The organism is Streptomyces sp. NPDC014861 (assembly GCF_043081625.1).
Lineage (GTDB): Bacteria > Actinomycetota > Actinomycetes > Streptomycetales > Streptomycetaceae > Streptomyces.
Window position 1 is genome coordinate 87,037 of sequence record NZ_JBIBWV010000009.1, and the last position, 26,965, is coordinate 114,001.

The 26,965-nt window shown below is 72.9% G+C and carries 12 protein-coding genes; 10 read left to right on the forward strand and 2 right to left on the reverse strand.

Annotated features, from left to right (window positions below; translation table 11 throughout):
• Positions 1 to 75 precede the first annotated feature (75 nt).
• Both ACF1BN_RS20460 and eccCa read right to left on the reverse strand, forming a co-directional pair.
• On the reverse strand, positions 76 to 2,448 hold the full coding sequence (locus ACF1BN_RS20460) for a hypothetical protein (RefSeq protein ID WP_392332985.1): 2,373 nt from the start codon (positions 2,446 to 2,448) through the stop codon (positions 76 to 78).
• Positions 2,445 to 6,476 (reverse strand): type VII secretion protein EccCa, encoded by a 4,032-nt coding sequence (eccCa, locus tag ACF1BN_RS20465; protein ID WP_392332986.1) that lies wholly within the window; start codon positions 6,474 to 6,476, stop codon positions 2,445 to 2,447. The genes ACF1BN_RS20460 and eccCa overlap by 4 nt, the downstream gene beginning before the upstream one ends.
• Positions 6,477 to 6,774: 298 nt before the next feature.
• Between eccCa and ACF1BN_RS20470 the strand changes: the two genes are divergently transcribed.
• From ACF1BN_RS20470 to ACF1BN_RS20515, 10 genes are all read left to right on the forward strand, one after another.
• Positions 6,775 to 7,242 (forward strand): hypothetical protein, encoded by a 468-nt coding sequence (locus tag ACF1BN_RS20470; protein WP_392332987.1) that lies wholly within the window; start codon positions 6,775 to 6,777, stop codon positions 7,240 to 7,242.
• Between the two features lie 309 nt (positions 7,243 to 7,551).
• The gene (gene eccD, locus ACF1BN_RS20475; RefSeq protein ID WP_392332988.1) at positions 7,552 to 8,931 is read left to right on the forward strand and encodes a type VII secretion integral membrane protein EccD; all 1,380 of its coding nucleotides are present in this window, start codon (positions 7,552 to 7,554) and stop codon (positions 8,929 to 8,931) included.
• A 57-nt stretch (positions 8,932 to 8,988) separates the two neighbouring features.
• Positions 8,989 to 10,527, forward strand: coding sequence for a type VII secretion protein EccB (gene eccB / locus ACF1BN_RS20480; protein WP_392332989.1), 1,539 nt, complete (start codon positions 8,989 to 8,991; stop codon positions 10,525 to 10,527).
• Positions 10,528 to 10,581: 54 nt separating this feature from the next.
• Positions 10,582 to 10,920, forward strand: coding sequence for a hypothetical protein (locus ACF1BN_RS20485; RefSeq protein WP_376598309.1), 339 nt, complete (start codon positions 10,582 to 10,584; stop codon positions 10,918 to 10,920).
• Positions 10,921 to 10,996: 76 nt separating this feature from the next.
• Positions 10,997 to 11,293: a hypothetical protein gene (locus ACF1BN_RS20490; RefSeq protein ID WP_376598307.1), complete on the forward strand. Its 297-nt coding sequence runs from the start codon at positions 10,997 to 10,999 to the stop codon at positions 11,291 to 11,293.
• A gap of 147 nt (positions 11,294 to 11,440) precedes the next feature.
• Complete coding sequence (locus ACF1BN_RS20495) at positions 11,441 to 11,866, forward strand: hypothetical protein (protein ID WP_392332990.1); 426 nt, start codon at positions 11,441 to 11,443, stop codon at positions 11,864 to 11,866.
• A gap of 49 nt (positions 11,867 to 11,915) precedes the next feature.
• Positions 11,916 to 14,327, forward strand: coding sequence for a hypothetical protein (locus ACF1BN_RS20500; RefSeq protein WP_392332991.1), 2,412 nt, complete (start codon positions 11,916 to 11,918; stop codon positions 14,325 to 14,327).
• A 62-nt stretch (positions 14,328 to 14,389) separates the two neighbouring features.
• On the forward strand, positions 14,390 to 14,953 hold the full coding sequence (locus ACF1BN_RS20505) for a YbaB/EbfC family nucleoid-associated protein (protein WP_392332992.1): 564 nt from the start codon (positions 14,390 to 14,392) through the stop codon (positions 14,951 to 14,953).
• Positions 14,946 to 15,254 (forward strand): hypothetical protein, encoded by a 309-nt coding sequence (locus ACF1BN_RS20510; protein ID WP_376598301.1) that lies wholly within the window; start codon positions 14,946 to 14,948, stop codon positions 15,252 to 15,254. The genes ACF1BN_RS20505 and ACF1BN_RS20510 overlap by 8 nt, the downstream gene beginning before the upstream one ends.
• 198 nt (positions 15,255 to 15,452) lie before the next feature.
• Positions 15,453 to 26,909 (forward strand): hypothetical protein, encoded by an 11,457-nt coding sequence (locus tag ACF1BN_RS20515; RefSeq protein WP_392332993.1) that lies wholly within the window; start codon positions 15,453 to 15,455, stop codon positions 26,907 to 26,909.
• Positions 26,910 to 26,965 lie beyond the last annotated feature (56 nt).

Sequence of the window (26,965 nt, forward strand, 5' to 3'; positions counted from 1 at the left end):
ACCGAAGCCCGCGCCGGCCCGCGTCTCGCCGGAGGCGGGCCGGCGCGGGCTTCGGTGTCTCCTGAGCCTCACGTCCTATGTCCGCCCGACCCGGGCCCTCGGGCCCGCCCCGGGGGCCACGTGGAAGCGGGAGGCGTCCGGGAGGGGGCGGCGGTCGTGGGGTTGCAGCATGTCTCTGCGCTCGAACCATTCGGTCAGGCGGGTGCGGGCCTGTTCGTCACGCTTGCGGAAGCGGTCGTCCGTGGGGTCGGTCTCCGCAGGGGAGATCTCGCGGAGCAGGACGCGGATCGGCGCCGTGTCGTCCTCCGGCAGGTGAAGGGCCAGGACGGAGAAGGCCGTGCCCGGGGGGAACACCACCTCCGCCTCGTCGTCCGTGCCGAGGAAGACCGACGTGCGCCGGCCGGTGGTGGACCAGATCCCGAACTCCACCGCGCCCTCCAGTTCCGCGTCGCACGCCGGGACGGCCGCCACCGCCGCGGGCTCGACGAGGACCGAGCCCCGCGCGTACCGGTCCAGCGGCACCTCCTCCACCGGAGCCGCGAGCATGACGGCCCCGTAGTGCCCCGGCAGGCGGCGCAGACCCGAGTCCAGGCAGCGCAGCAGCGGAGTGAAGGGGCCGGGCCCGGCCGCCCTCGCCGCCTCGGCCAGCCCCGCTCGGGACACCAGGTCGGGGACATCGGCCTGATGCAGGGCGATGGCCACCAGATCCGCTTTGAGGCCGTCCTGCGCGAGGGAGCGCAGTGACGGCAGCCGGGAGGCCAGGAGCTCCGCCTTGCTGGCGAGAATGTGGTACTTCTCGCCCAGAAGGTCCCGGAGGGCCGCCCGGTCGCCCGGGGCGCTGCGGCCGCCCGGTGCGGCCGGGACGGTGGAGGGCTCCGGTGCCGCGACGGTGGAGGGTCGCAGGGGCGGGGTGACCGGTGCCGGCTGTGCCTCCTGCGTCTGCGCCTGTGTCTGTGCCTCCTGCGCCTGTGCTGGTGCTTGCGCTGGTACGTGCTCCGGCGCTGGTGCCTGCTCCTGCTCCTGCTCCTGCTCCTGCTCCTGCTCCTGCTGAGGTGCGCTCACGGCGGTGGATCCCAGCCAGCGCAGGTTCAGTTCCTCCGCCCATGCGCGTGCCTGGGCCTCGTCCGACGCGGTGCCGTGGGACAGCAGGCCGTACGGTTCCGTGCCCCCCAGGTCGGGAAGCGTGGCCAGGACGGCGGGCAGGGCACGCAGGAGTTCGGGCGGCAACGGGTGGGCGCCGTCGCCCACGATCAGGGCCGGGCGGGCCGGGTCGGGGTGTCTCGTACGCGGCGCCGGGTCGGGCCGCCGGTCGGCCGGGCGCAGCCAGACGCCCGCCGGGACGAGTTCGAGGAGCCAGCCTTCCGGTTCCGCGCACGCGTACAGGGCCGGTGCCTTCGCCTCCGGTCCGGACGGCCGCAGCCATGCGGACGGCACCACGCGGTGGTGCGCGGGGGAAGCGGCGAGTTCGAGCAGGAGGGGCTGCCAGGTGGGTGCGCCCCGTTCGTCGAGGAAGGTGGTGGCGTGGTCGTCGGCCGTCCGTACGGGAAGGCCGATCGCGGCCCGTACCGTACGGTCGAGACCGTCCGCGAGAGCCGCCGCCATGTCGACGAGGTCGGACGGCTCGGCCCACGGCGCGGACAGCAGGAGGTGCCGCGCGTCCGCCGTCGCCGCCGGCGCCCGGGCGAGGAGTTCGGCGGTGGGCAGGGCGGGGCGGGCGGGTGAGCCGACGCCCAGGAGGTACGTGTCCGGGGGGACGCCGATCAGTGGCGCGGCCGCATCGGGCAGTGCTCCGAGCCAGGTTCCGCCCAGAACCGTACGGACGTCCTCCTCCGGTTTCTCCGGCGCCGTGAGGCGGAGTCCGTGCGTGCCCCCCTGAGACTCCGCCACCACGGGGACGGGAGGGGCAGGAGGCGGCAGCGACTCGGTCCCGTCGTGTGCGGTCTCCGGCTCCGGGGTGTCCGCCGCCTCCGGGGGCCAGCCCGGGCCCAGTTCGCGGGGCTCCTCCCCCGGTTCGGCCAGCCACCAGGTGCCCGGTTCCGCGAGGCGCAGCGAACCGTCCGGTTCGACGCTGGCCACACCGTCCGGGGCGATCACGGTGAAGTCCGCCGCCGTGGCGACGGCGCGTACGGGGCGGGCGCCGTCCGGGCCGGGGGCCGCGAGGCCCGAGGCGGCGAGGAGGAGACGGGTCGCACCGCGCTCCCGGGCGAGGAGTACCAGATCGGGCAGGGTGCGGCGGAGGAACGGGGCCGCATCCGGGGCGGCGGCCAGCACCAGGAGCGTGCCGGGCAGCGGGGGCAGGCCGTCCAGGACGGGGGCCAGGGCGGCGGCGGTCTCCGTGGAGGAGATCACCAGGTGCGGGCCGACGGGGTGGGTGCCCGTCCCGGAGACAGGGGCGGGGGCGGAGGCGGGAGCGGGGCCGGAGACGGGGGCGGGGGCGGAGGCGGTCATCCGGGGTGTCCGTTCTGCGGGGTCCGGGCGTCGGGGTCGAGCAGCGGAGTCTGCAGCTGCACCGTGCGGCGGCGGGTGATGTGCTGTGCGCGTCCGGCGGGCAGCACCTTCGGCTTCGTGCCGCCGAAGAGGTGGCCTTCGGTGGTCGGGCAGGAGAGCAGGACGGCCGGGGTGTTGACGTCCTGGAGCCTGCGCAGGAGGGGGTCGGACAGGCCGCGGCCGGCGCCGTTGGCGGAGCGGGCGACGATGATGTGGAGGCCGATCTCCGCCCCTTGGGCGAGGTTGTCGAGGACGGCGGCGAAGGGGTGGGAGGTCATCGAGCCGTTGACGAGGTCGTAGTCGTCGACGAGGACGAAGAGCTCGGGTCCGCTCCACCAGTCGCGCCGCCGCAGCCGGTCCGGGGTGATGTCGGCGGCCGGGATCCGGTTGGCGATGGCCTTGCCCGCGCCGGTGATCATCTGGCGGAGCGGGTCGACGGAGACGGCGTAGCCGAGGCGGTACTCCTCGGGCACGGTCTCGTACATCTCGCGGCGGAAGTCGACCAGCATCAGGCGGCCCTGGTCGGGGGTGTAGGCGCGCATGATCTGGGTGGCGACGTGCTTGAGCAGGTTGGTCTTGCCGGTCTCGCTGTCGCCGACGACGATCAGGTGCGGGTCGCGGGAGAAGTCGTGCCACAGCGGCTGGACCTCGGTGTCCTCCAGGCCGAGCGGAATCCGCAGGGAGCCGTGGGGCGCGGGGAGGTCGGCGGGGTCGAGGACGAGGGGGAGCATCCGGACCTCGGGGGCGCGAGGTCCGGTCCAGTGGTCGGCGACGACGTCGATCAGGTCGGCGACGCCCTCGCCGAGGTCGTGGGCGGTGCCGATGCCGTCCATGCGGGGCAGCGCGCACAGGAAGTGCATCTGGTCGGCGGTGAGGCCGCGGCCGGGGATCTTGGGGACCTTGCCCGCCGCCCGCATGTTGACGACGGAGTCGACGGGGTCGCCCAGGCGCAGTTCGAAGCGGGTCTGGAGCTGGTCGCGGAGGGCGCCGGTGACCTCGCCCCAGCGGGTGGTGCCGACGAGGAGGTGGACGCCGTAGTTGAGGCCCCGCTGAGAGATGAGGGTGAGGGGCTGGACCAGATCCATGAACTCCTGGCGCAGGGTGTTCCAGCCGTCGATGACCAGGAACACGTCGCCGTGCGGGTCGTCGGGCAGTTCACCGGCGGCCTTCTTGCGGCGGAAGGCGGCGACGGAGTCGATGCCCTGCTCGGCGAAGTACTTCTCGCGGCGGGTGACGACGGCGTTGACCTCGGCGATGGTGCGCAGGACCCGGTCGGGGTCGTGCCGGCCGGTGACACCGCCGACGTGCGGCAGACCGCGCAGGCTCGACAGGGCGCCGCCGCCGAAGTCCAGGCAGTAGAACTGCACTTCGGCGGGGGTGTGGGTGAGGGCGAGCGAGGTCATCAGGGTGCGGATGAGGGTGGACTTGCCGGACTGGGGAGCGCCGGCGATGCCGATGTGGCCGTCGGCGCCGCCCAGGTCGGCCACGAGCAGGTCGCGGACCTGCTGGAAGGGCTTGTCGACGACGCCGACGGGCACCTTGAGGCCGCCGCGGACCTCGCCCTCGGCGGTGAAGCCGTGTTCGGGGTCGGGGCCGATCGGGGGCAGGAGTTCGTCCAGGGTGGGCGGCACGTCGAGCGGGGGCAGCCACACCTGGTAGGCGGGGGGACCGGCGTCGACCAGGCGTTCGGCGGCGATGTCGAGGAGGGTGCCGGTCTCCTCGGCGGGCGTCTCCTCCTGGGGGTCGGGGGTGGCGGGCAGCACGTGCGGGGCCACGTACTCGGTGCCGAGGGCGACGACCTGGCTCTCGATGACCGAGCGGCGGGCGGCCGGGCGCCGCTTGGGCCGGTAGGTGCCGGAGACGTAGGCGGCCTTGAAGCGGCTGAGGGTGGAGATGTCGCTGCGCAGGTAGCCGTTTCCGGGCTGGGAGGGCAGCTGGTAGGCGTCGGGGACGCCCAGGACGCCCCGGGACTCCATGGCGGAGAAGGTGCGCAGGCCGATCCGGTACGAAAGGTGGGACTCCAGCTGGTGCACGCGGCCCTCGTCGAGGCGCTGGGAGGCGAGCAGCAGGTGGACGCCGAGGGACCGGCCGAGGCGGCCGATCATGACGAAGAGGTCCATGAAGTCGCGGTGGGCGGCGAGCAGCTCGGAGAACTCGTCGACGACGACGAAGAGGGTGGGCAGCGGGTCGAGCGGGGTGCCGGCGGCGCGGGCGGTCTCGTACTCCAGGAGGGAGGCGTAGTTCCCGGCGGCGCGCAGGAGCTCCTGGCGGCGGATCATCTCGCCGTGCAGGGCGTCGCGCATGCGGTCGACGAGGTCGGCCTCGTCGGCGAGGTTGGTGATGACGGCCGAGGTGTGGGGCAGGCCGTCCAGGCCGAGGAAGGTGGCGCCGCCCTTGAAGTCGACGAGGACGAAGTTGAGGATCTCCGAGGAGTGGGTGAGGGCCAGGGCGAGGACCAGGGTGCGCAGCAGTTCGGACTTGCCCGAGCCGGTGGCGCCGATGAGCATGCCGTGGGGGCCCATCCCGCCCTGGGCGGACTCCTTGATGTCGAGGTCGATGGGGGTGCCGTCGGGGCCGAGGCCGAGCGGGACGCGGAGCTTGTTGGACTGGTTGCGCCGCGCCCACTGTTCCTTGACGTCGAAGCGGTGCAGGTCGGGGATGCCGAGCAGGCCCGCGAGGTCGAAGTCGGTCTCCAGGGGTTCGCCCGCGTCGAAGCTGTCGCCGAGGCGGTACGGGGCCATGGCGGTGGCCAGCCGGACGGCGGCGGCGAGGGGCAGGGCGTCGGGGACGCCGAGGGGGGTGGTCTGGTCCTTTCGGTTGCGGTCCGCGCCGATCATCTCCAGGGTTCCGGGGGTGTCGGGGGCTCCGGTGATCCGCAGCCGGAGGGTGAGGCGACCGTGGTTCCAGTCCAGGGTGGAGCCGATGTCGACGACGGTGGCGTTGCGGTAGCCGCCGAGCGCGGCCCGGTGGGGGCCTGCGAGGACGGCGCCGTCGAGGACGACGACGGTGTAGGGCTCGTCGCGGCTGGGTGTGGCGTCGGGCTCGTACGGGGGCCGGGCGCCGAACTCCTCGCCGAGCAGCTGCTCCAGTTCGCCGATGCTGCCGGCGACGAGCCGCAGCGGTCCGGCGCCGTCCGTCTCGTGGGGGTGCAGAGCGTGCGGGAGCCACTTGGTCCACTCCCAGTGGGTTCGCCGGTCCGGGGCGGTGACGACGGCGACGCGCAGCTCGTCGGGGGCGTGGAAGGTGGCCAGCTGGGTGAGGATGGCGCGGACCAGGGAGCGGGCCCGGTCGTCCTCCGGCGGGGCGTCCGTCCCGGGCTCGGTGCCGGGGTCGGCGGTGCGGATCAGGACGTGGGCGAAGCCGCGCAGGTGGATGGCGACGGGCTGGTCGGCGATGGATCCGTACGCGTGGATGAAGCGGCGCAGCGCGTGGGCGCTGAGCGGTTCGAGGTCCTCGACCGGCTTGGTGGCGAGGGGGGCGAGACGGACGGCGAGCCGCTGGGATCCCAGCGCGATCCGTACGTCGCTGAAGTCGGGGTGGGAGGAGCGGCGTTCCCAGAGGCGTGAGGTCCGCACCAGGAAGGGCAGTTCGGCCGGGTCGGGGTGGCGCCAGGCGAGGGCCTCCTGCTGGCGGTGGATCTCCTTGCGGACCTGCCGCCGCATCTGTGCGAGATAGCGCAGGTAGTCGCGGCGTTCGCCGGTGAGTTCCTGTTTGCGGTCGGCGTTGCCGCGCATGATCTGGGTGACGACCATGCCGATCGCGGACACGGCCATGGTGCCCATGGCGATGTACGTCATGATGCCGCCGTTGGGGCGCAGGAAGATGAAGACCATGGAGAGCGAGGACAGCGCCATCGGCACTATCGTGATGATGGTGCCCACGCCGCTCTGCTTCTCGGGCAGGCCGGGCGGCTCCTGGAGCTGGATCTCGCCGTCGGGCATCTCGGGACCCGGCCGCCGCGGCGGGCGGTTGACTTGCACCACGCTCAACGAACAACGCTCCTCACGCCTGGCGCAACGCCGGGCGGCCGACTTCGTGCGGTTTCCTCGTCAGTCGGGAACGGACGGCGGGTGCGGGGTGGTTCAACCCGGTTGGGGGGCGCCGACGGATGAACCCGGCGGCGAGGAGGATCGTTGACCACTGCAACGGGGAGGGAGCGAAGGATCAGAGGAGAGCGGGCGCGCGTACGGACGCGCGCCGTCCCGCCCGGAACGCCGGTCCGGCCGGTCGCGCGGGTGGTCGAGGCAGTGGGCGTGCGCCCGCCAGGGCGGCGTCGGGAGGAGAGCGGTGGACGGTCACGATGAAGGCGCCGGGGCCCGGGACGGGGCCGGGGACGGCGGCACCGGGACGCGGGACGGGCTCGGGTTCAGCGGGGTGGACGAGGCGGGGGGCCAGGCGGGGGATGAGGCAGGGGCTCTCCCCCGCGCGTGGCTGCCGGACGTCGGGCCGGAGGACGAGGACCCGACCGGCGGGACCGTGACCGGTCTCGACGTGCCGGAGGCCACCGCCGCCGAGGTGACGGCCGCGCTCGTCCGGCTGCTCGGGACCGCGGCCCCGGCCGGGCCGCCGGATCCGGAGGCCCTGCTGATCGCGCGCGTGTTCGTGGTCGACGAGCATCCGTCGGCGGCACGCTGGAGCGAGGGCGAGCGGCGGTCGGTGGCCGGGGCGGCGGCGGTCCTGGTGGCCCGCCGCGGTGAGGAGGGCGTCGAGGCGCTCGTACGGGAGCTGCGGGGCGCGGGGCGCGGGGACGACTGAGTCTCCCCCGCCTCCTCGTACGGGGGACGACTGAGGCTCCCGGCCTGTTCCGTACGGGGGACGGCTCAGCCCCCGCCTCCTCGCGCGGGCAAGCGGCTCAGCTCCCGTCCCCTCGCACGGGCGAACGGCTCAGCCTCCGTCCCCTCGCGCGGGCAAGCGGCTCAGTCCCCGTCCCCTCGCGCGGGCGGGCGGCAGGCCCTGTCGCCGCCCCGGGCGGGAGGGACTGAACCCGGCGGCGCGGTGTTTCCGTTCCTCTGTCCGCCGAGGGATTTCCGGCCTCGGCTGGACAGCGGGAAGGACACGCGGGCAGTGAGCGGTAGCGCGGTGGCGGGGCTGTGCCGGTTGAGGTTCCACGGGCCGCAGAAGGTGGTCGAGCTCTCCGTACCGGCCGACGTCCCCCTGGCGGACCTGTTGCCGACCATCATCGGCTACTCCGGGGACGACCTCGACGAGCAGGCGGTCGAGGCGGGCGGCTGGGTGCTCCAGCGGCTCGGTGAGGAACCGCTGGACGAGGAGCGGACCGCGGAGGCCCTGGGGCTGCGCGACGGTGAGCGGCTCCACCTGCGGCTGCGCCGTGAGGCGCTGCCGGAGGCGCACTTCGACGATGTCGTGGACGGTGTCGCGGCCGGTCTCGAACGGCGCGGCGACGGCTGGACCCCCGCCCTCACCCACCATGTGGCGCTCGGCGTCGCGCTGCTCGCGCTGGCGGGCGGTTTCGTGCTGCTCGCGCTCTCCGGCGACCTCGGCCCGCTGCGGGTGGTCGCGTCGGCGTGCACCGGGGTCCTGCTGCTGATCGGCGCGGGCAGCGCCGCGCGGGCGGTGGGGGACGCGGGGGCCGGCACGGCGCTCGGCGCGACGGCGGTGCCCTACCTGGCCCTGGCCGGGGCGCTGCTGCCGGCGGGCGAGAGCGACCTGGCGGCCGCCCGGCTGCTCGCGGGCGGTTCGGCGGCGGCGGGCGCCTCGGTCCTGGCACTGGCGTCGGTGGCCTGCTCCGCGCCCCTGTTCCTGGGGCTGCTCGTGATCTCGGTCGCCGCGTCCGCGGCGGGGGCGCTCGTGCTGGCGGGGTTGTCGTCGTCGGAGACGGCCGGGGCCCTGGCGGTGCTGGTGGTGGCGTTCGGGACGTTCCTGCCCGGTTTCGCCTTCCGGTTGTCGGGGATGAGGCTGCCCGCGCTGCCGCGCCGGGCGGAGGAGCTCCAGGAGGACATCGAGCCGTATCCGGCGCGGGAGGTCGTGGACCGCAGCGCCGTGGCCGACGGCTATCTGACCGCCTTCCACGTGGTGACCGGCGCCCTGCTCGCGGTGTGCCTCACGCTGATGTCGGGCGCGCCCGGGTGGGCGCCGGTGACGCTGGCGGCGGTCCTGTCCCTGCTGCTGGTCCTGCACGTGCGCGAGGTCGGTTCCCGGTGGCAGCGGCTGGCCCTGATCCTGCCGGGCGTGTACGGGCTGGCGCTGCTCGCGACCGGGTGGGCGCTGTCGCTCGGACCGGCGGGCCGGCTGGGCCTGCTGACGGGCCTGACGGCCACCGCCGCGGCGTTCGCGATCTTCTCGTGGACGGTACCGGGGCGGCGACTGCTGCCGTACTGGGGGCGGGCCGCCGACCTGCTGCACAGCACGCTGGCGCTGAGCCTGATCCCGCTGGCGCTGACCGAGGCCGGGGTCTTCGCGTGGGTGCGCGGGCTCACCGGCTGAGCCGCCCGCCCCGAGACCTTCCGATCCCCGACACCTACTTCCCACCCAGGAGTTCACATGCAGTCCAGGCGCGACCAGGTGCAGGCCCACCTGTTCGTGATGAGCAGGCTCGGGGCCGGGATGCTGCGGGGTGAGCCCGACGCGCTGGACCTCCCGCCCCGGCGGACCACCCGCGGGGTGCGGACCGGACTGTTCATCGCCGTGGTCATCGCCCTGGTGATGGCCCTGTACGGGGCGATCAAGCCGGGCGGTGCGACGGGCTGGGCGAAGCCGGGCACCCTGGTGGTGGTCAAGGAGACCGGCGCCCGGTATCTGTTCGTCGGGGGTGAGCTGCGGCCGGTCCTCAACCAGGCCAGTGCCCGGCTGGTGGCCGGGGAGCGGATGACCGTGACGCAGGTCGGTCTGAGCTCGCTGAGCTCGGTGCCGCGCGGCGGCCCGCTGGGGATCGTGGGTGCGCCGGACGGGCTGCCGGCCGCGTCCGCGCTGGCACGGGGCGACTGGCTGGTGTGCGGGCTGGTGGCGGCCGGCGCGTCGGGGCGGCCCGGCCCGGTGGTGTCGGTGGCCGTCGGCGCGGCGGGCACGGGCCGGGCTCTGGGTCCCGGGCAGGCGGTGCTGGTGGCCGCCTCGGACGGGACCGGGCACGTGTTGTGGCAGGGACGGCGGCTGCGGCTCGGCGCGGGGGCGGGGGCGGCGCTCGGCTACGGCGCTGCGGCCTCGTTCCCGGTGACGGCGGCCTACCTCAACTCCCTGCCGGCGGGGCCGGACCTGACCCTGCCGGAGATCGCGGGGCGGGGCGCGCCCGGCCCCGCCCTGGCCGGGCGGGAGACCCGGGTCGGCCAGCTCTTCACGGGCCCGGGCGGTGAACCGTACGTGCTGACGGCGAAGGGGCTGGCGCCGCTCGACCGGACCTCCTTCGAGCTGCTGCGCGGTGACCCGCGCACGCAGCGGCAGGCGTACGCGGGGGCTCCGGCGGTCGCCGTCGCGGTGGGCGCCGCCGATCTGGCGGCCCATCCGGCGCCGGCCGGGACGCTGCCGGGCGGGGGCCTTCCGGAGACGCCGCCGGAGCTGGTGGAACCGGCACCCGGACAGGGCGTGTGCACGACCGTACGGCCCTCGGTCGAGGGCGGGGCGTCCACCCTGGTGGTGGTGGCCGACGCGGCGGTGGTGGCGGGCCGTCCGGTGACGCCCCAGCCGGGCGTGACACCGGCGTGCGGCGCGGCGGACCTGATCTCCGTACGGCCCGGCGGCGGCGCGCTGGTCCGGGCGCTGTCCGGGGCGGGCGCGGCCGGGGCGACGTATCTGGTCGCGGACAACGGCGTGAAGTACCCGCTGCCGACGGCGGAGTCGGCGAAAGCCCTCGGCTACGCGGGCGCGGCGGGCGTGGGCGTGCCGGCGACGCTGCTGACCCTGCTGCCGTCGGGCCCGGCCCTGGACCCGTCGGCGCTGACGGCGGCGGGTGTCGTCGACACGACGGCGGGCGTGCCGGCACCGGTCTGTTCCGGGGAGCAGGTGAAGGACGGGAAGCCCCTGGAGGCCGTACGGGCGGCGAAGGGGTCGGCCGTCGACGGCGAGCGGGTGGTGAACCCGGTTCCCTGAGGCGCCCGTTCTCCCTGCCGGGAACCTCCCGGCCCGTACGACAAAGGAGTTCAGGTGACCGACGCGCCCAACGCCAACCTCAAGGTCTCGTCAGCGGTACTCACCCAGACCCTCAACGAGCTGGAGGAGCACCTCCAGACGATGGAGCGGTCCTATGCCCAGTCCGAGGACATCGCCCGGCAGGTCGCGGACAGCATGAAGTCCGCCGCGGGGACCAAGTTCATCGCGAAGATCGAGAACTGGCAGCGCGGCTACCGCACGGTGATGGCCGAGTACAAGGACCTCGTGGACGCCGTCGGCATGACCAGCAAGGTCATGGCGGACACCGCCGGTGAGGCCGAGTCGAACATGGACCTGTGGGGCGGCGACGTCTACGACATCCTCAGCAAGTGAGCGGGGCGGAGCGCCCCCGCCGCCTCCGCTCCCCCACCCCCTCCTCTTCCCCTCCCTTCTGTCGTAAGGAACGCGCATGGACCCCATGGACATGGACATCAAGCACGGCGCCCTCCAGGACGCCAACGACCAGATGAAGCAGGTCGCGGCCGCCATGAGCTCGGCCGTGATGACCATCGTGCAGCGCCTCGGTGCCATCGAGTCGGAGTTCACCGGTGAGGCGGCCAAGGAGTTCGACGAGTTCCGGCAGGTCGTGAACAACCTGGACTCCACGCTGTCGCGCCAGTTCGACCAGGGCGCGAACCTGCTGACGGACGCCCACGGCATCATCCGCAACGGCGACCGCAAGAGCGCCTATCTGTTCCAGCGCTGAGCCCCACCCCGCCAGGAACCCGGCCCACCCTTCGCGGGCGCGCCGGGTTCCGCCGTTCCCGGGCCCGGCTGAACCCCGCGGCGGGGGCCCTCCGTTCTCCGTGCCGGACCGCGTACGGCGGGGACGGCACAGGACAGGAGAGGGACCATGGCGACCAGCGAACCCGACGACAACGAGGACGGCGGCGGCTCCACCACGGTGTCCATGGACGTCCTGCTCGCCAAGCAGAAGGCGTTCGAGAGCCTGATGAACGAGTTCATCTCGGACCCGTACCTGAAGAGGCTCGCCGAGTGGAAGAACCAGACCCTCGTCGGCGACTACGGCAAGCTCGTGCCGGGCAACACGACGGCCCTGGCCAGCGCCGATCAGGTGCAGAAGCTGTTCGCCAAGGTGGCCGGAGAGCTGGACACGGCGCTCGGCAAGCTCAACGCCATCGCCAACAGCGGCTACATCAACCTGGGCAGCGTCAAGCAGATCCTCGGCGAGGCGGTCGGGGAATCCCTCGACACGGCCGAGATGTGGGAGCTCCTCGGCTACATCCAGCGGGACGGCCAGAACACCGGCAAGTCCTGAACCACCTCCTCCCCGTGACCCCGCACCCCACCGGAGAAAGGAACCGGATGTGACCGAACAGCCGATCGTCCCGAAGCCGCCGACGCGCAAGCGGACCTGGGAAGAGGCCGTCAAGATCTTCCTGGACAGCACCGGGACACTGACGACCCGGAACGCCGTGGCCGGTCCCGGCTCCAAGGACTGGTCCGACTTCGGAACCTTCCGGATCGAGAAGGACGTGCCCTTCAGCAGGGACTACTCGAAGGTCTTCGACTTCTGGTGGGAGTTCGTCTCCACCTACGGCGACCGGAAGGCCCGGTACGTGGTGGGCTTCAGCGCCAACTGGGCGGGCTACTTCGACGACACCAAATCGCCGTACAACCTGTTCCTGAACGAGCCGGACAAGGGACTCCTCCCCCTGGTGAGCGGGACGTCGACGGCAAAGACGGACGTCGTCAACCCCTACACGTTCGAGAACGCGAAGAACCAGGTGGACGGGGTCGTCAAGTGGATGGAGAAGTGGAACCCCATCATCAAGGGCTGGGGCGACGACTTGGAGTCCGAGGGGAGTGAGTGGCGGGGCAGCGCCGCCGGTTCGTTCAAGAAGTTCGTCAACGTCATCTACGGCGAGATGTACAAGGTCTGGCTGGACCTCACCACGCCCAAGAACCTGGTGACCCTCCTGGGCGACGCCAGGACCGCACTCGTCGACTCCTCCTGGGGCATGCACAAGGGCTTCGAGGACTGGAAGAAGCACCAGAGCCACCTGGTCAGGACGGACGGTTCGACCCTCCACTACCGGATCCACAACGGTGTGGAGCTGCTGCGCGCCAACTTCTACGCCCTCATGCAGGGCGCGACGCTCCACACCACCTGGTCGACCACCTCGACCGTCACCACGGCGGGCGGTGGCGGCACAGCCAACACCACCAGTTCCACCTTCGTCGCCCTCTACGACAGGGACGGGAAGGACGTCAGTTCCCCCGACTGGGTCAGGATGGTCGAGCGGCACGCGAAGACCGAGTGGATGGAGGCGCTCAGCTTCCTCGACGGCACCGCGACGACCCACATCAACCCCCTGGACGACGCCTATCTCCAGCTGGCGGCCGCGCTCGCCCCGGTGCTCCACCAGCCGAACTTCGCCCTTCCCGGCGGCACGGGCGGGGCGGGCGGGCCCGGCGGGGCCGGTGGCGGCGGGGCCGGCGGCGGATCCGGGCTGCCGGACGGGATGGGCGGGAACGGCGACGGCGCGGGCGGCTCCGGCTCCGGGGGCTCCGGGGGAGGCATCGGCGGAGGCGGTATCGGCGGCGGGGGCGGGGGCGGGGGCGGCATCAAGGTGCCCGACACGACCACCGGCAAGGAGGGCGGCGGGAACGGAAAGGGCGGGAGCGGGGACGGCAAGAACCCCGGCGGGCTCCCGGACATCCCCAAGGTCCCCCCGATCACCATCCCCGACGTCACGACGGGCGGGCCGGGCGCGGGGGGCTCCGGGGGCTCGGGGGCGAACGGGGGCAGGACCGTCCCGCTGCTCGACAAGAACGGCAAGCCGGTCATCGGCGCCGACGGCAAGCCCGTCATGCTGCCGCCCGGGTCCCGCGTCGGCAAGGACGGCAAGGTCTACGACGCGAAGGGCAACCCGGTCCTCGGGTCCAACGGCAAGCAGATCGTCGCGCCCCCCGGCGGCAGGACGGGTACGCCGCAGCCGCAGCAGCCGCCCCGCGAGGAGAACCAGACGGGCGGCACGCCGGGTGCCGGCTACGACCGGATCCGGCTCCCGGAGGGTGCGAAGGTCCTGCCGGACGGCAGTGTGGTGGACGCCAAGGGCAAGCCGCTGCTCGACTCCAACGGCAACCCCTACGTGCTGCCGAAGGGCGCCACCCTCAAGGACGGCGTCGTCGTCGACTCCGGCGGCAACCCGATCAGCCGCAGCCACCAGCTGCTCACCAACGCCGAGTACGCCCTCTCCTCCCGCCCGGAGCAGAAGAACCCCACCACCGGTGGGAGGGACGTCTTCGAGCGGATCGACACCGGTGGCGGCGGCAGCGGCCGCAGGTTCGATCCGAACGACCTCCGTTCGGGCGGTTCCGGCGGTACGGGCGGCACCGGCATCGGCGGCAGCGGGACGAAGGCCGTCTCGTCGGTCGTCGGCGGCGGCGTCGGCGGCACCGGCGAGCGGGTCGCCCGGATGCTCGGCGAACCGAGCGGCACGCACGCCACCGCCTCCGCCGGCGGCACGGGCGGCGGAACCGGTTCCGGCCACGGAACCGGCAGCGGTACGGGGACGGGCACCGGGGGCGGCACCGGCGCGGGCGGTCCCCAGACCACGCAGTCCCCGATGATGCCGCCGATGAGCCCCGGCGCGGCCGGCGCCGGCGGCCAGCCCAACCAGGGCAAGGACCGGCAACGCACCACCTGGCTCACCGAGGACGAGGACACCTGGGGCACCGACACCGGCTCCGTCAGCGGGGTCATCGGCCGCTGACGGAGCCCGCCCGCGACGAACGACCCCTCCTCCCCCTGTCTTCCCCCATGAAAGGCGGCCCCATGACCATGGACTTCGACAGCATCCTCAAGGACGCGATGTCCGCCCTGCACGAGCAGCGGGACAAGATGCTGGAGGCCAAGCGCGAACTGGACGCGGCGACCGCGTCCGTCACCTCCAAGGACCGCATGGTGTCCGTGACGGTCGGCCCCCAGGGGCAGGTGGTCTCGATGACCTTCCACACCAGGGCGTACCAGTCGATGGCGCCCGCCGAACTGGCCGCCGCACTCGTCACCGTCCTCAACGAGGCACGGGCCCGGATGGGCAGCGAGGTCATCGAGCGCATCAAGGGTTTCCAGGACTTCGGCGGCCACCTGCGCAGCGTGACGGGGCTCGCCGGGACGCCGGTCGAGATGGACGAACTCCTCAAGCCGCTCCGGGCGATGGCCCCGGCCTTCGGCCAGGAGGAGGCCCTGGAGGAGCTGAGGGCCGCGCGGCAGGAGGAGTTCGCCGCGGAGGAGGAGGCCGCTCGTCTGGCCTCCGAACAGAAGGCGAAGCAGGAGGAGTTCGAGGCCGAGGCCGAGAGCCGCATCCCCACCGGGAAGCAGGAGGAGTTCAGTGGCTGAGGAGCTGAAGGTCCTCAGTGACCTCAAGGGCAAGTTCGCCCACTACGAGGAGTATCAGCGCTGTCTCTCCGACCTGAGCAGGACGATCCTGGAGATCAACCGGATCAACAAGGAGTCGGCGGGCCAGGACGAGATCGGGAAGGTGTATCACAAGCAGGTGGACAAGCCCACCGAGAACCTGACCGAGACCCTCGCGTACGTCACCAAGCGACTGGGCGCGGTGACGGACGCGGGCAAGGAGACCACCGACACGATGGCGAAGTCGGACGAGGAGGCCGGCGACCGGGCGGCCGGCTTCTGAAACGCGGGGACGGCCGCTTCCGAACTGGGGGACGGCCACTGCCGAACCGCGGGGGCGGCCGTTCCTGCGCCTCGGGGACGGCCGTCCTTGAACCGTCGGGACGATCCTGAACCGCGGGGACGAGCGTTCCTGAACCGCGGGGACGGCCGTCGCCGTTCTCCCGGGTGCAGCCGTCCGCCGATCAGAGGACCTCCGCCCATGGCCATCAACCCGCCCGAGGGGATCGCCGACTTCCTCGCCTTCGTGTCGGGCATGGACTGGCCCGAGGCCGACGAGGACCTCATGCGGCGGGTGGCCGAGCACTACCACTCCATCGCGGACGACCTGGAGACGCTCTCCGGATACGTCATCGAGCTCATCCCGATCGTCAAGAACGACTTCGAGGGCGAGGCCGCCGAGTCGTTCCTGCTCTCGATGCGGGACCTGACGGGCCAGACCGCGGGCGCGAACCAGCTGGAGCAGACGGCGGAGCTGTCCCGTCAGCTGTCCGAGGTGGCGCTGAAGGTCGCCAACCAGGTCGAGTACACGAAGATCATGGCGATCCTCCAGCTCGTGCAGCTGCTGGCCGAGATCCTGTTCGCCACCCTCTTCTCCGCCTTCACCTTCGGCGCGGTGTGGGGCCCGGTGTCGGCGCTGTTCGCGGCGACCCGTGAAGGCCTCCACCAGCTCTTCCGCTGGCTGCTCCAGACGATCCTCAGCCAGACCTTCATCGGCATCATGGGCGGCGTCTTCCAGGACACGGTGATCCAGCTCTACCAGCTCACCTCGGGCCACACGTCGAGGTGGAACACGGAGTCGCTGCTCGACTCCGTCAAGCAGGGCGCGCTGAGCGGCGTGATCGCCGGCCCGCTGGAGATCCTGTCCCACTACGGCGGCAAGCTGCTCGGCCGGATCCTCGGCGGCAAGCCGCCGGCCTCGATCATCAGCAAGCGCGTCGACGACGTCCTCAACAAGATCGACGACAAGCTGGACGACGTCGCACCGAACCCCAAGCCCGACGTACCGCCGGGCGGGGCGGGCAAGCCGGGTGGTCCGGAGGGCGTGAAGACGAAGGAGGACCTGCCTCCGTCGCCGCCCAACACGCCGCCGACGGAGGTGACCCCGCCGCCGGTCCCGCCGAAGAGGACCGAGGGGACCCCGCCGCCCGTCCCGCCCAAGGACGACGTGGCCCCTCCGGTGCCGCCCAAGAACGACGTGGCCCCGCCGCCGGTCCCCCCGAAGTCCGACGTGGCCCCGCCGGTGCCGGCCAGGACCGAGGGCGGCGGCCTCGTATCCCCTCCCCCCGCCGGTCGGCCGAAGGCGGAGACGCCGGTCGGCGCCGGGGCCAGGGACAAGCCGACCGCTCCCGCGACGGGGAGCGCGGGCGCTCCGGCCGCCGGCAAGGGCAGCGCCCCGACGACCGGCCGGGGCGACGTCCCGGCCGCCCCGCCCAAGGCGGACGTGCCGACGACCGGCAAGGGCGAGGTCCCCGGCACGGGGAGGCCGGACACCCCGCACGTCGGAAAGGGCGACGTCCCGACCGCAGGCAAGGGCGAGGTGCCGACCACAGGCAAGAGCGACGGTCCGACCGCAGGCAAGGGCGAGGTGCCGGGCGCGGACAAGCCCGAGGTACCGACCGCGCAGAGGACGGAGGGCGGCGGCGACACGGCCGGCGCCGGCGCCGGCAGGACGGGCTCCGGGGACGTGCCGACGACGGGCACGGGTTCCGACGTGCCCGGCACGCCGGGGTCCCCGGGCCGCGTCGCGGGCGACGCGGAGAACCCGCTGGACGGGCTCCTGTCCACCCCTGAGGCCCGTTCGGCCTTCGCCAAGGACATCGGCGAGCTCTTCGGCGGGGTCACCCGCAACCTGGAGACCGGATTCCTGCGGCACGGCGAGGGCAGCATCGCCCACTCGTTCGCCGAGAAGATGGGGGAGGTGTTCAAGAAGCACCTCGCACACGACGGCGCCCAGGAGGCGGGCGAGGAGTTCGGCCGGATGCTGACCCAGAAGTGGGGGCGGGCCGGGGCCGACCACGCCGACCTGCCCGACGTCCTCACCAGGGCCATGGGCGATCTGGGCAACCTGGCGCCGCTCAAGAACCTCGCCGACTCGATGCCGACGCTGTTCGCCCGCTCCGAGCACAGCAACGCCCTGGCTCGTGTCTTCAAGCAGGAGAACCCGCTCCAGGGCAGTCCGATGTACCAGCTCGGCGGCGCGGTCTCGTCCCTCCTCAACGAGGGCACCAACGAGATGCTGAGCGAGGGCTTCTACAACATGATCTTCGGCGACGGCACGTTCGAGGTCAGCGGGGGCCCGTTCGCCTCGGGCGTGGCCATGGGCGCGCTGAGCGCCGGTCTGCACCGGGCGTTCGAGCCGGTCATGGTGAAGTACCAGAACTGGGTCCTCACCCACCAGCACGCCGACAACCCCACCGACAGCAAGTACTTCGGGCTGCTGCACCCCCTCAACATCGCCTCGTTCGTGTCGAACATGACGGGCAACCCGGCTCCGTGGCCGGTCCCCCGCCCCACCTCCGAGCAGCAGGAGACCAGCTTCAGGCAGGACATGAAGGACATGGTGAAGTGGGTCTTCTCCCACCCCATCACTGGCACTCCCTTCTTCACGGACCTGCCCGTGCGGCCGGACGCCCCGTCCGACGGCGACGCCTTCACGCCGCTCGACCTGGACCTCGGGCCGTCGTTCGGCGACGAGATCGCCAAGGACCCGCTGTTCCGCACCGAGTCGGACGGCGACCTGACACCGGACGGAGGGGCCGACGACGGCCCGACCGACGGAAGGACCGACGACGGCCCGACCGGCGGGAGGACCGAACACGGCCCGACCACGGAGGGGGACACCGGCGACAGACCGGCCACCGCGCCGCCCCGGGCCACCGTCTCCTCGGGCCTCTCCTCCCTGCTGGGCGAGGCCACGGAGGTCCCCGGCCCCGGACCGACGGAACGCCCGGTCACCCTGAGCGGCGACGACCGGTTCAGCACCCCACCGCACGGGGACACCGACGCCCCGGCCCCGGCTCCCGCGCGGGCTCCGGTGACGCCCGAGGCGCCCTCCCCGTACGACTGGGAGCACCTCGAGACGCCGAGCGACGACCGGCTCATGTACCTCCCCGTCGACGACGCCCCGCGCCCGGACGGCGCCGACACCCGCGCCGAGGACGACAGCGTCCGTACCCCGTCGGACGACAGCGTCCGTACCCCGTCCGGCGACCGGTCCGACCACGGGAACGGGAACGCCGTCGAGGGCGGGAGCACCGTCGTGGACGGCGGCGGCGACGGGGACGGCGGGCGCGACGGTGACACCCCGTCCGGCCCGCCCGTCCGGGACATCCCCTCCGGCATCGCCCTGGGCGTCCTCAGCCCCGCCCAGAGCACTGCCCTCCAGGCGGTGCCGAAGCTCCCGGGCGTCTTCGTCGTCGGCATGCACACCGACCCGGACGCCCCGAACGACCCGGCCACCGTCCTCAAGGCGCTCACCGACGCCCACGACGAGGGCCGGCTCGACGACGTCACCGAGATCCGCTTCACCGCCTGCCACCTCGCCGCGCCCGTGCACGAGGGAACGGTCAGGACCGTCATGAGCGGCCTGTGGAAGCACCGCGCCGCGACCGGCACCGCCTCCCCCGACCCGCTCACCGCCCGCGCCGCCGACGCCCCCGTCTGGTACGTGCCCACGACCGGCGGCGAAGCGGCGGGCGGCCACCTCCTCACCGCCCGGCACATCGGCCTCACCCCCGACGGGAAGATCGCCGTCGTCGACCGGGGCGCCTGGCACGTGTACGGCGACAGCGGCGATGCGGAGCACACCCCCGTCCGGACGACCCCCGACCCGGACACCCTCCCCGACGACGCGGTCGCCTTCCTCTTCCGCACGCCCAAGGTCGACGCGGTGCACCCGGACGCGGTCAAGTTCGGTGACGGCGACGACCGCTCGCCGGTCGACAAGGGCAAGGGCCGGGCCGAGGACGACGACGATCCCCCGCCGACCGGCAACGGCGAGGGGCCCAGCACCCGCCGGCCCCGGCGGACCCGCGACGACCAGGAGGACCCGCCCTCCTGGGCCCCGGACGCCTCGCTCGACGACATGGACCGCATCTACTACACGGAAGCCTCGGTCCAGTACGAGAAGAACCTCGCCGCCTATCTGGCCCGGCGGCGGGACGTCCAGGAACTCGCCGGGCAGTTGTCCGGCGTCCTGTGGGACAAGCTCCAGCACATGGAGGGCATCCACAAGCGGCTGGGGACGCAGAGCAACGAGTCGCCCGGCGCCGTGGGCACCAGGCCGACGGTCCTGGAGGAGGTCGCGAGGAAGGGAAACCTGCGGGAACGCATGGCGATGTTCTTCAACGCCATCTCCACGAAGGCCCTCGGCGAGAGGATCGGCTCCTTCCCGCCCCCGCCGTCCTCCCTCGTGGAGGAGCGCAAGTTCCGTGTCGACAACCACGAGTTCGTCGAGTACCGCGACCTCACCCGGCTGGTGCCCGGCCTGCGGACGAAGCTCTCCGCCATGCCGGAGAGGACCGACGAGGAGAGGCGGAGCAAGCAGGAGGCACGGGAGGACTTCGAGAAGCGCGACCACCGATGGAAGCAGCTGTCCGCCGAGCTCAGGAGCTTCGAGCAAGCGGACATCGTGCCCCACCTGAGCGCGCGGGAGAGGCCGCTCGCCCTGAACACGGAGGAGAAGGTGCGGTGGATCCCCGGCGGGGCCCGCTACCTCCTGAAGACGGAACTGCTGTACCTGAAGCAGACCCATGGGCATCTGGCCACGGCCGGCACGTCGGGTTCGGGCTTCATGTTCCACCGGTACGCCGAACTGATGGCCGAACGCGGGTGGTTCCGCAGGATCAACCACAGGACGCTGCGGCTCGCGATCATCGCCGCCTTCCTCAACCAGGGGCACCACTCCCTGCCCGAGGTCATGGCGGGCTCCGCCGCCTTCGCCGCGCACTACCGTGAGGAGCACCCGGACCGGCCGCTGCCGGACGACATCGCGGCCTTGCGGGCCCCCCTCTCGGAGCCGGGCCGGGACTACTACCGCACCCTGGACCTCGTGCCCGAGGCCGATCTGCGCAGACACGTCGCGCACCAGGGGAAGTTCCCCGACGAGATCGCCGCCGAGCGGATGGAGGAACTGCGGCGGACGTACGCGGCGCGGGAGGACGAGAGCTCTCCCGTCGAAGGCACCTCGACGGGCATGGACGTCGACGAGCCCGGTCCCCCTCCGTCCTCCTCCCGGAGGAAGAGAGGGAACCCCGACGACAGGGACGCGGACGGCGACATCCTGATGCAGGACCCCAAGCGCCCCCGTCAGGGCGACGACGACGGCGACACGGCCGCGCACGTCCCCGAGAGCTCCCCTCACACCCTGCCGGGACGGATGCGGCCCGAGGAGGTCTCCCCGGTCGCGCGGCCGGTCACGGCCGACCGGTGGGCGTCGTGGCGGTGGGCGCCGGGCCGGCAGGACGTGCCGCCGCCCGCGCGGGTCCGCACCGAGCGCTTCGACCCGGCGGCCGACCCGGACGCCACCGGTCCCTTCCCGGGGACGGCGGACCGGCGGAACGAGGACGGGACGCTCGCGGGCCGGCGGACTCTGATCCGCGCGGACGTCGAGCGGTTCGTCGTGCCCGAGGACGGGGACGGCGCGCCGGGCGGGCCCGTGCGGCTGGTGCGGGTGACGCTGCCGGTGGCCGTCGGCGACTCCTTCTCGGCGGCGGACGCGGCCGCGCTGCGTACCCGGATGCAGGGACTGCTGGACAGCCACGTCAACCTGGGCTTCCGGCTGCCGCGCACCGGCGACCAGCTCCACACGGAGGTGGACGTGGTCCCGGCCCCCGAGGGGGGCGCGGGCCTGGTGCGGGTGACCCGGGACGGCGGACCCGGCACCCGGTCCGACCAGTTGAACCTGCGTCTGCACGCCGACGACTCGGATCCGGACGTGCGCGGCCGCGACGACGCCATGCTCCTGCACGAGCTGCTGCACTACGCGGGGCTGCCGGACCGGTACCACGACGCGGAGGCGCTGTTCCGGCGCACGCCCGACCGGGCCGACGCGTCCGGGGTCATGGCGACGTCCGTCCTTCCCGGCGGGACGCTGCCCCACCGCTATCTGGAGGCCGTCGAGGACGCCACGGAGTCCGGCTCCGTGCTGCACGACAACGAGGGTCCGGGTTCCTGGACCGCAGCGTCGCCCGCTCCCGTACGGGACATCCCGGCCGGGATCGCCGTCGGCGCCCTCTCCCCCGCCCAGGCCGCCGCCCTGCGGGCGCTCCCCGCGCGCGCCGGCGTGTTCGTCGTCGGCACCCACACCGACCCGAACGCCCCGCTCGACCCGGCCGTCCTCCTCAAGGCGCTCACCGACGCCCACGACGAGGGCCGGCTCGACGGCGTCACCGAGATCCGCTTCACCGGCTGCGACCTGGCCTCCCGCGTCCACGGCGCGACCGTGAGGACGGTGATGAGCGGTCTGTGGAAGCACCGCGCCGAGACCGGCGCGGACGGCCCGCTCACGGCGCTCGCCGCCGACGCGCCGGTCTGGTACGTGCCCGGCGGGGATCAGGTGTTCACCGCCCGCCACGTCGGCGTGACCGCCGACGGCCGGATGACCGTCCTCGGCCGCGCGGACTGGCACCGCTTCACCGACACCGGCGCCCCCGACCACACTCCCGAGACGACCCCCGCCGGTGACGACGGGGCTCCCGTCGACGCGGTGCGTCTCACGGACGGCGACGAGGCCGGCCCGGAACACGCGGAAGCGGTGCGTTTCGGCGACGGCACCGACGACGAGGACGTGGTCGGGGCAGGCGAGGGGAACGAGGACACGAGCGGCGACGGCGAGGACGGGGCCGTCGCGGTCAGCATGCTGGTGGACGGCCTGCCCGCCCTCAAGAAGCGGACCGTCGCCTTCGGCAAGGGGGAGAAGACCCTCGGCCCCCAGGACGAGACGGAGCTCCGGGAACTCGCGACGGAGCTGCTGCCCGAGCTGATCCGCCGCGCCGCCGACCCCTCCCGGGGCGCGCTGCGCGTCGAGGTCGTCGCGGCGGGCAACAGCCTGTGGCCCGGCGCCGCGCAGCGGACCGGCTGGAAGCGCGCCCAGGCCGTCTCCTCGCTGCTGAAGGAGGAGATCCGCCTGCTGGCGCACGGCCTGGAGCGGGAGGGCGAGATCGACCAGGCCCGGGCGACGGAGCTGCCCAGCCTGGCGAGCTTCGAGCTCCAGTCCCGGGGCCTCACCGGTGTCAAGGGGCTCGACCTGTCGGGCGACGGGCCCCGGACGGACCAGCGCCGCCGGGCCACCGCCTCCGCGGAGGTCACGTACGAGAGCGCGTACCGTCCCCGGCTGTCGCTGTCCGTGGAGACGACCGCCCAGGCGGTGGACCTGTTCCGGCGGATGGCCGACCGTCCCGTGGCCGAGCGCACGGCGGTCTCCCTCGACGAGCTGACCGGTCCGCGGATCTTCTGGAAGTCGTCGTCCGACCTGCCGGACACCCACAATCTGGTCATCCAGGTGCAGACGGCGCAGGGCGGCGGCCAGCGCCACCTGACGGGGAACATGTCGATCTTCACCCCCGGCACGCGCGTCCACGTGGCCTCGTTCGAGCGGACGGACTCCGGCCGCTCCCTGGTGACCCTGCTGGAGGCCGGCCCGGACACCGTGTGGCCGCCCGGGGGCCCGGAGCGGGGCGAGCCGGTCCTCGGCCTGCCCGGTGTCGGCTACCCGGGTCCGAACCGGCCCTTCGACTCGACCCTGAAGTACGTCAAGGAGGAAACGAAGCCGAAGGACGGCGAGGGCAGGGGAAGGAAGAAGGCCGAGGAGAGGAACCCGCGGACGACGGCCGGGGAGAACCCTCCGCCCGGGACGGAACCCGAGTCGAGCGCGAGGGCGGGAGCGCGACCGGATCCGGCCGCGCTCCCGAACGCCGCGCAGCAGACCTCGGGCCACTACGAGTTCCAGCAGGCGTACTACATCCACCGCGGTGAGGTGGACGTGGAGATGGAGGACGGGGAACCGTACGTCCGCTTCTACACCGCGGTGGTCAGCCGGGACACGGTCACGGCCCACGAGACGCCCCACGAGTACACCGCCGAGCACAAGGACGTCCAGCAGCACAAGGACACCGGCGAGGTCGTCGTGGCCACGGGGGACAAGCCGGGCGGAACCCTGTGGGTCGGCATGGGCACCCCCGCGCGGGCGATCGGCTGGGCCATGAAGTACCAGGCGCAGTTCCCGGACAAGAAGCCGCTCATCCGTTCCTTCCTCGTCCCCCTGCACGTCTACCAGCGGATCACGGCGGCCTCGGTACCGGAGCACGACGCCGGTTCGCTCGGGCACCCCTACCGGGGCAGCGCGTCCCTCACGCCCGGCGGGCTGCGCGACCCCGAGGAGAATCCCGAGAGCGAGATCGAGAGCATCTACCGGGACCGGTGGAAGAGCCAGGCGCCCGGCTCGGCTCGGGCGCCGATCCCCGAACCCAAGGAGACCGACAGGTCCCAGAACCCCGACGAGGACGCCGAGACCACCCCCGACCGCCCCCTCGCGGGACGGCCCGTCAACACCGACCAGTCGGGCGAGCGCAACCAGTTCGGCGTGCGGGGCGAGAGCCTCGTGCTCCTGCGCAGGAGCATCCGGCCGAACTCCCTGATCACCTACTACGGCGACAAGGACAGGGGCGGCCTCGCCCCCGACGAGGACACGGGCGACTACCGGGACGGCGCGACGGTCCACGTCGACGTGCTGCGCGACCGCCTCGGCATCCCGCCCGTCGACGCTCCGCAGCTGAAGGACCGGTACAACCCCTGGGTCCAGAACGCGGGGCACGTCAACTCCCCTGACGTCCTCCGGGGGATCTCCAGCCAGCTGCGGCAGTTCCACGAGACGTGGAAGCAGTCCCGGCAGCGGCCCGCCGACCGCAGGGTGGGACACCTGCTGGAGCCCGACATGCCTCCGGAGCCCTACGGAAACCGGCCCAACCTGTCCTTCGACAGGCGGCTCGACGACCTCGGGAAGTTCCTGAAGGACCACGAGAAGCAGCTGCGGGTCCAGCCGGACAACCCGGTCCCGCTGGACTTCCTCGGCAAGCCCGACGCGGACCTGGAGTCCGCCGACCTCGACGCCCGTGCCGCCGTGGAGACGTTCATGAGGAACACGGTCCTGCCCTGGGCCTCCCACGCCGAGATCGGACTCGTCCTCTCCCTGCAGAGCCAGGAGGTCAAGGCCGACCTGAACGTCACCGACTCGCCCTTCGTCCACGACTTCGACGACATGCGACGACGGCAGCCGGAGGAGGTCCACCTCCAGCGCCAGGTCGGCAGGGAGCTCACCCAGCTGTGGCGGGAGGGCACGGCCCTGCACCGGGTGATCGACCGCCTGATCCGCGACTACCCCGAACTCGGCCTCCTCTACAAGGAGATCTGCGCGCCGAGCGAGGGATACACCTTCTTCCAGCACGCGCAGATGGTGCTGGGCCAGTACCTCAAACTCGCCCACCGCGACCGGGACAGCGCGGACCGGCTGGTGCCGGTGGACGCGGTCGTGAAGGCGATCCTCTTCCACGACATCGAGAAGGCCAACTCGAAGCTGATGTACGGGGGCGACGGAAAGTCCAAGGTCAGGAGGGCGGAGCTGCACGACCACGAGGCCGAGCACCGGGGAGCCGTCGAGGTCATGAACCGGTACCGCCACCTGTGGGGCGACGTCGACAAGGACCCGATCGCCGGGTTCGCCTACCGGGCGGCCGTCCTGATGGTCGACTCCGACCCCTTCGGCTTCTACTACCGGGACAAGCACCGCTTCCTCCGGCCGAAGGGCTCCGACGCCGAGGCGAGGACCGCGAGCGCCGGGCTCAACCGCGACGTGACCTTCCACTGGATCGTGGAGTCGTACATGAGGCTGCGGGGGCGGGATCCGGTGACGACCGACGGCGACGTGCGCCGCCTGGCCGAGCTGAGCACGGAGGACACCGAGGAAATCCGCCGGCTGTTCCACGAGTTCCACCAGTACTACCAGGCGGACTTCTCCTCCTACACGACGTACAGCACGTACGTCGACTACAAAGAGCCCCGGGCCACCCCGGAGGAACGGGCGATGGCCGCGGAGAACGCCCGGAGCACCCGGCAGCGGGCCGAGGCGAACGAGGAGCGCGAGAAGAAGGGGCTCGGCCCCCTGCCGAAGCAGCCCGCCGCGCCCTCCTTCGGCGTCTCGTCCCGCGAGCTCGACGCGGTGAAGCACGGCGAGAAGACCTTCACCAGGCTCTTCGCCCCCGTGCCGGAGGAGAAGGACCTCGTGCTGAACTCGGACAACCCCTACGGGACAGGCCCGAAGACGACCGAGACGTCCCCGGTGCGGGGGAAGTCCTCGCTGCGGTTCGTCTTCGCGGACATGGAGCGGCAGGACGGCGCCTCCACGCACCGGGACTACGAGGGCATGTACGGCGAGCTCGCGAGGATGTTCGAGAGCGAGAAGAGTTTCAGGGAGCACTACCTGCGCGTCGGCGGGGAGCGGATGCGCCAGGAGGCCAAGTACCTCGGCGACGAGAAGAACGCGAAGGACCACTCCGCACCGCCCGCCCCGAAGAAGGCGAAGCAGGTCACCGACCTGCTGGACCAGGAGGACACGGGAGACCTCTTCATCGAGTTCGGGAATGAGCGGTCCTCCCCCCTCACCCCCGCACCCACCTCTGTCGACGCCCCCGCCACGGTCCGGACCTCCGCCGAGCGGATCGGCGAACTCGTCAGGGCCCTCACCCTCTCCCACCAGGACAACGGCACCCGCCACCTCGTCGACCCCGACGCCGGCGAGGCCGAGGCGGACCGGATCCGCGGTGTCGTCGGACGTTTTCCCCGGGACGACCGGTTCCTCACGCTCGCCAGTCACATCACGGGGGACGACGGGGCACCCGTCTGGCGAGGGCAGCGGGTCACGCCCGGCGAACTGGCCGTCGTGCTCTCCCGGCTGGCCGACGAGGGGGCGTGGGACACCGCCACGCCCCTGCGGTTCGCCGCCTGCGGCCTGGGCGGGGACCTGGAGCGCTCGTACGCCGCGGACACGCTGCGGGAACTGCGGAGCCTGCGGCCCGACCTGCCGCTCACCGCGTACGCCCCCCGGTCCACGTTGTGGTTCGTCCCCTCAGTGACCGACCCGGACCCGGCGGGCACCGGGCACACGGTGGTGGCCCGGCAGGTCAGCTGGGGGCCGGACGGAAGACCCCGGCTCACCCCCGACCACTGGGTGAAGCTGTCCCTGCCGGCGGACGGGGACGGCACGGTCGAGACCACCCTTCTCGGTGCCCACATGCCACCGGACGGCCTGCTGTCCCCCGACGACGTGCCGGTGACGACTCCGGCGCCCGAGGGCTATCGCGTCGACGACGCCTTCTTCGACGAGAGGCCGCTCGGGGACGACGACCAGCGGCGAAGCCCCGGCCCGAAGCCGACCCCGGAGGCGGAGGGGACGGACGAGAGGGATGGGCCGGACGAGGCGGAAGGGACGGACGAAACGGGAGCGACGAAGGGGACGGACGAGAAGGCAGGGGCAGACAAGGCGGAGGGGACGAATGAAACGGGAGCGACGGAGAGGGTGGGCGAGGTGGAAGGCGTGACGGAGTCCCCGGAGACGGCCCCGTCCCCGACCCCCGGTTCCTTCGTCCTGTCCTCGTGGACGTGACCGCTCCGACAGAACGGAGATCTGAACCGGTCCCGGTGCTCCGTACGTTCCCCCGG

Bases quoted from the DNA above. Each gene is read 5' to 3' on its own strand.
- ACF1BN_RS20460 (WP_392332985.1), bottom strand. From the start codon at position 2,448: ATGACCGCCTCCGCCCCCGCCCCCGTCTCCGGCCCCGCTCCCGCCTCC.
- eccB (WP_392332989.1), top strand. From the start codon at position 8,989: ATGCAGTCCAGGCGCGACCAGGTGCAGGCCCACCTGTTCGTGATGAGC.
- ACF1BN_RS20490 (WP_376598307.1), top strand. From the start codon at position 10,997: ATGGACCCCATGGACATGGACATCAAGCACGGCGCCCTCCAGGACGCC.
- ACF1BN_RS20495 (WP_392332990.1), top strand. From the start codon at position 11,441: ATGGCGACCAGCGAACCCGACGACAACGAGGACGGCGGCGGCTCCACC.
- ACF1BN_RS20505 (WP_392332992.1), top strand. From the start codon at position 14,390: ATGACCATGGACTTCGACAGCATCCTCAAGGACGCGATGTCCGCCCTG.
- ACF1BN_RS20515 (WP_392332993.1), top strand. From the start codon at position 15,453: ATGGCCATCAACCCGCCCGAGGGGATCGCCGACTTCCTCGCCTTCGTG.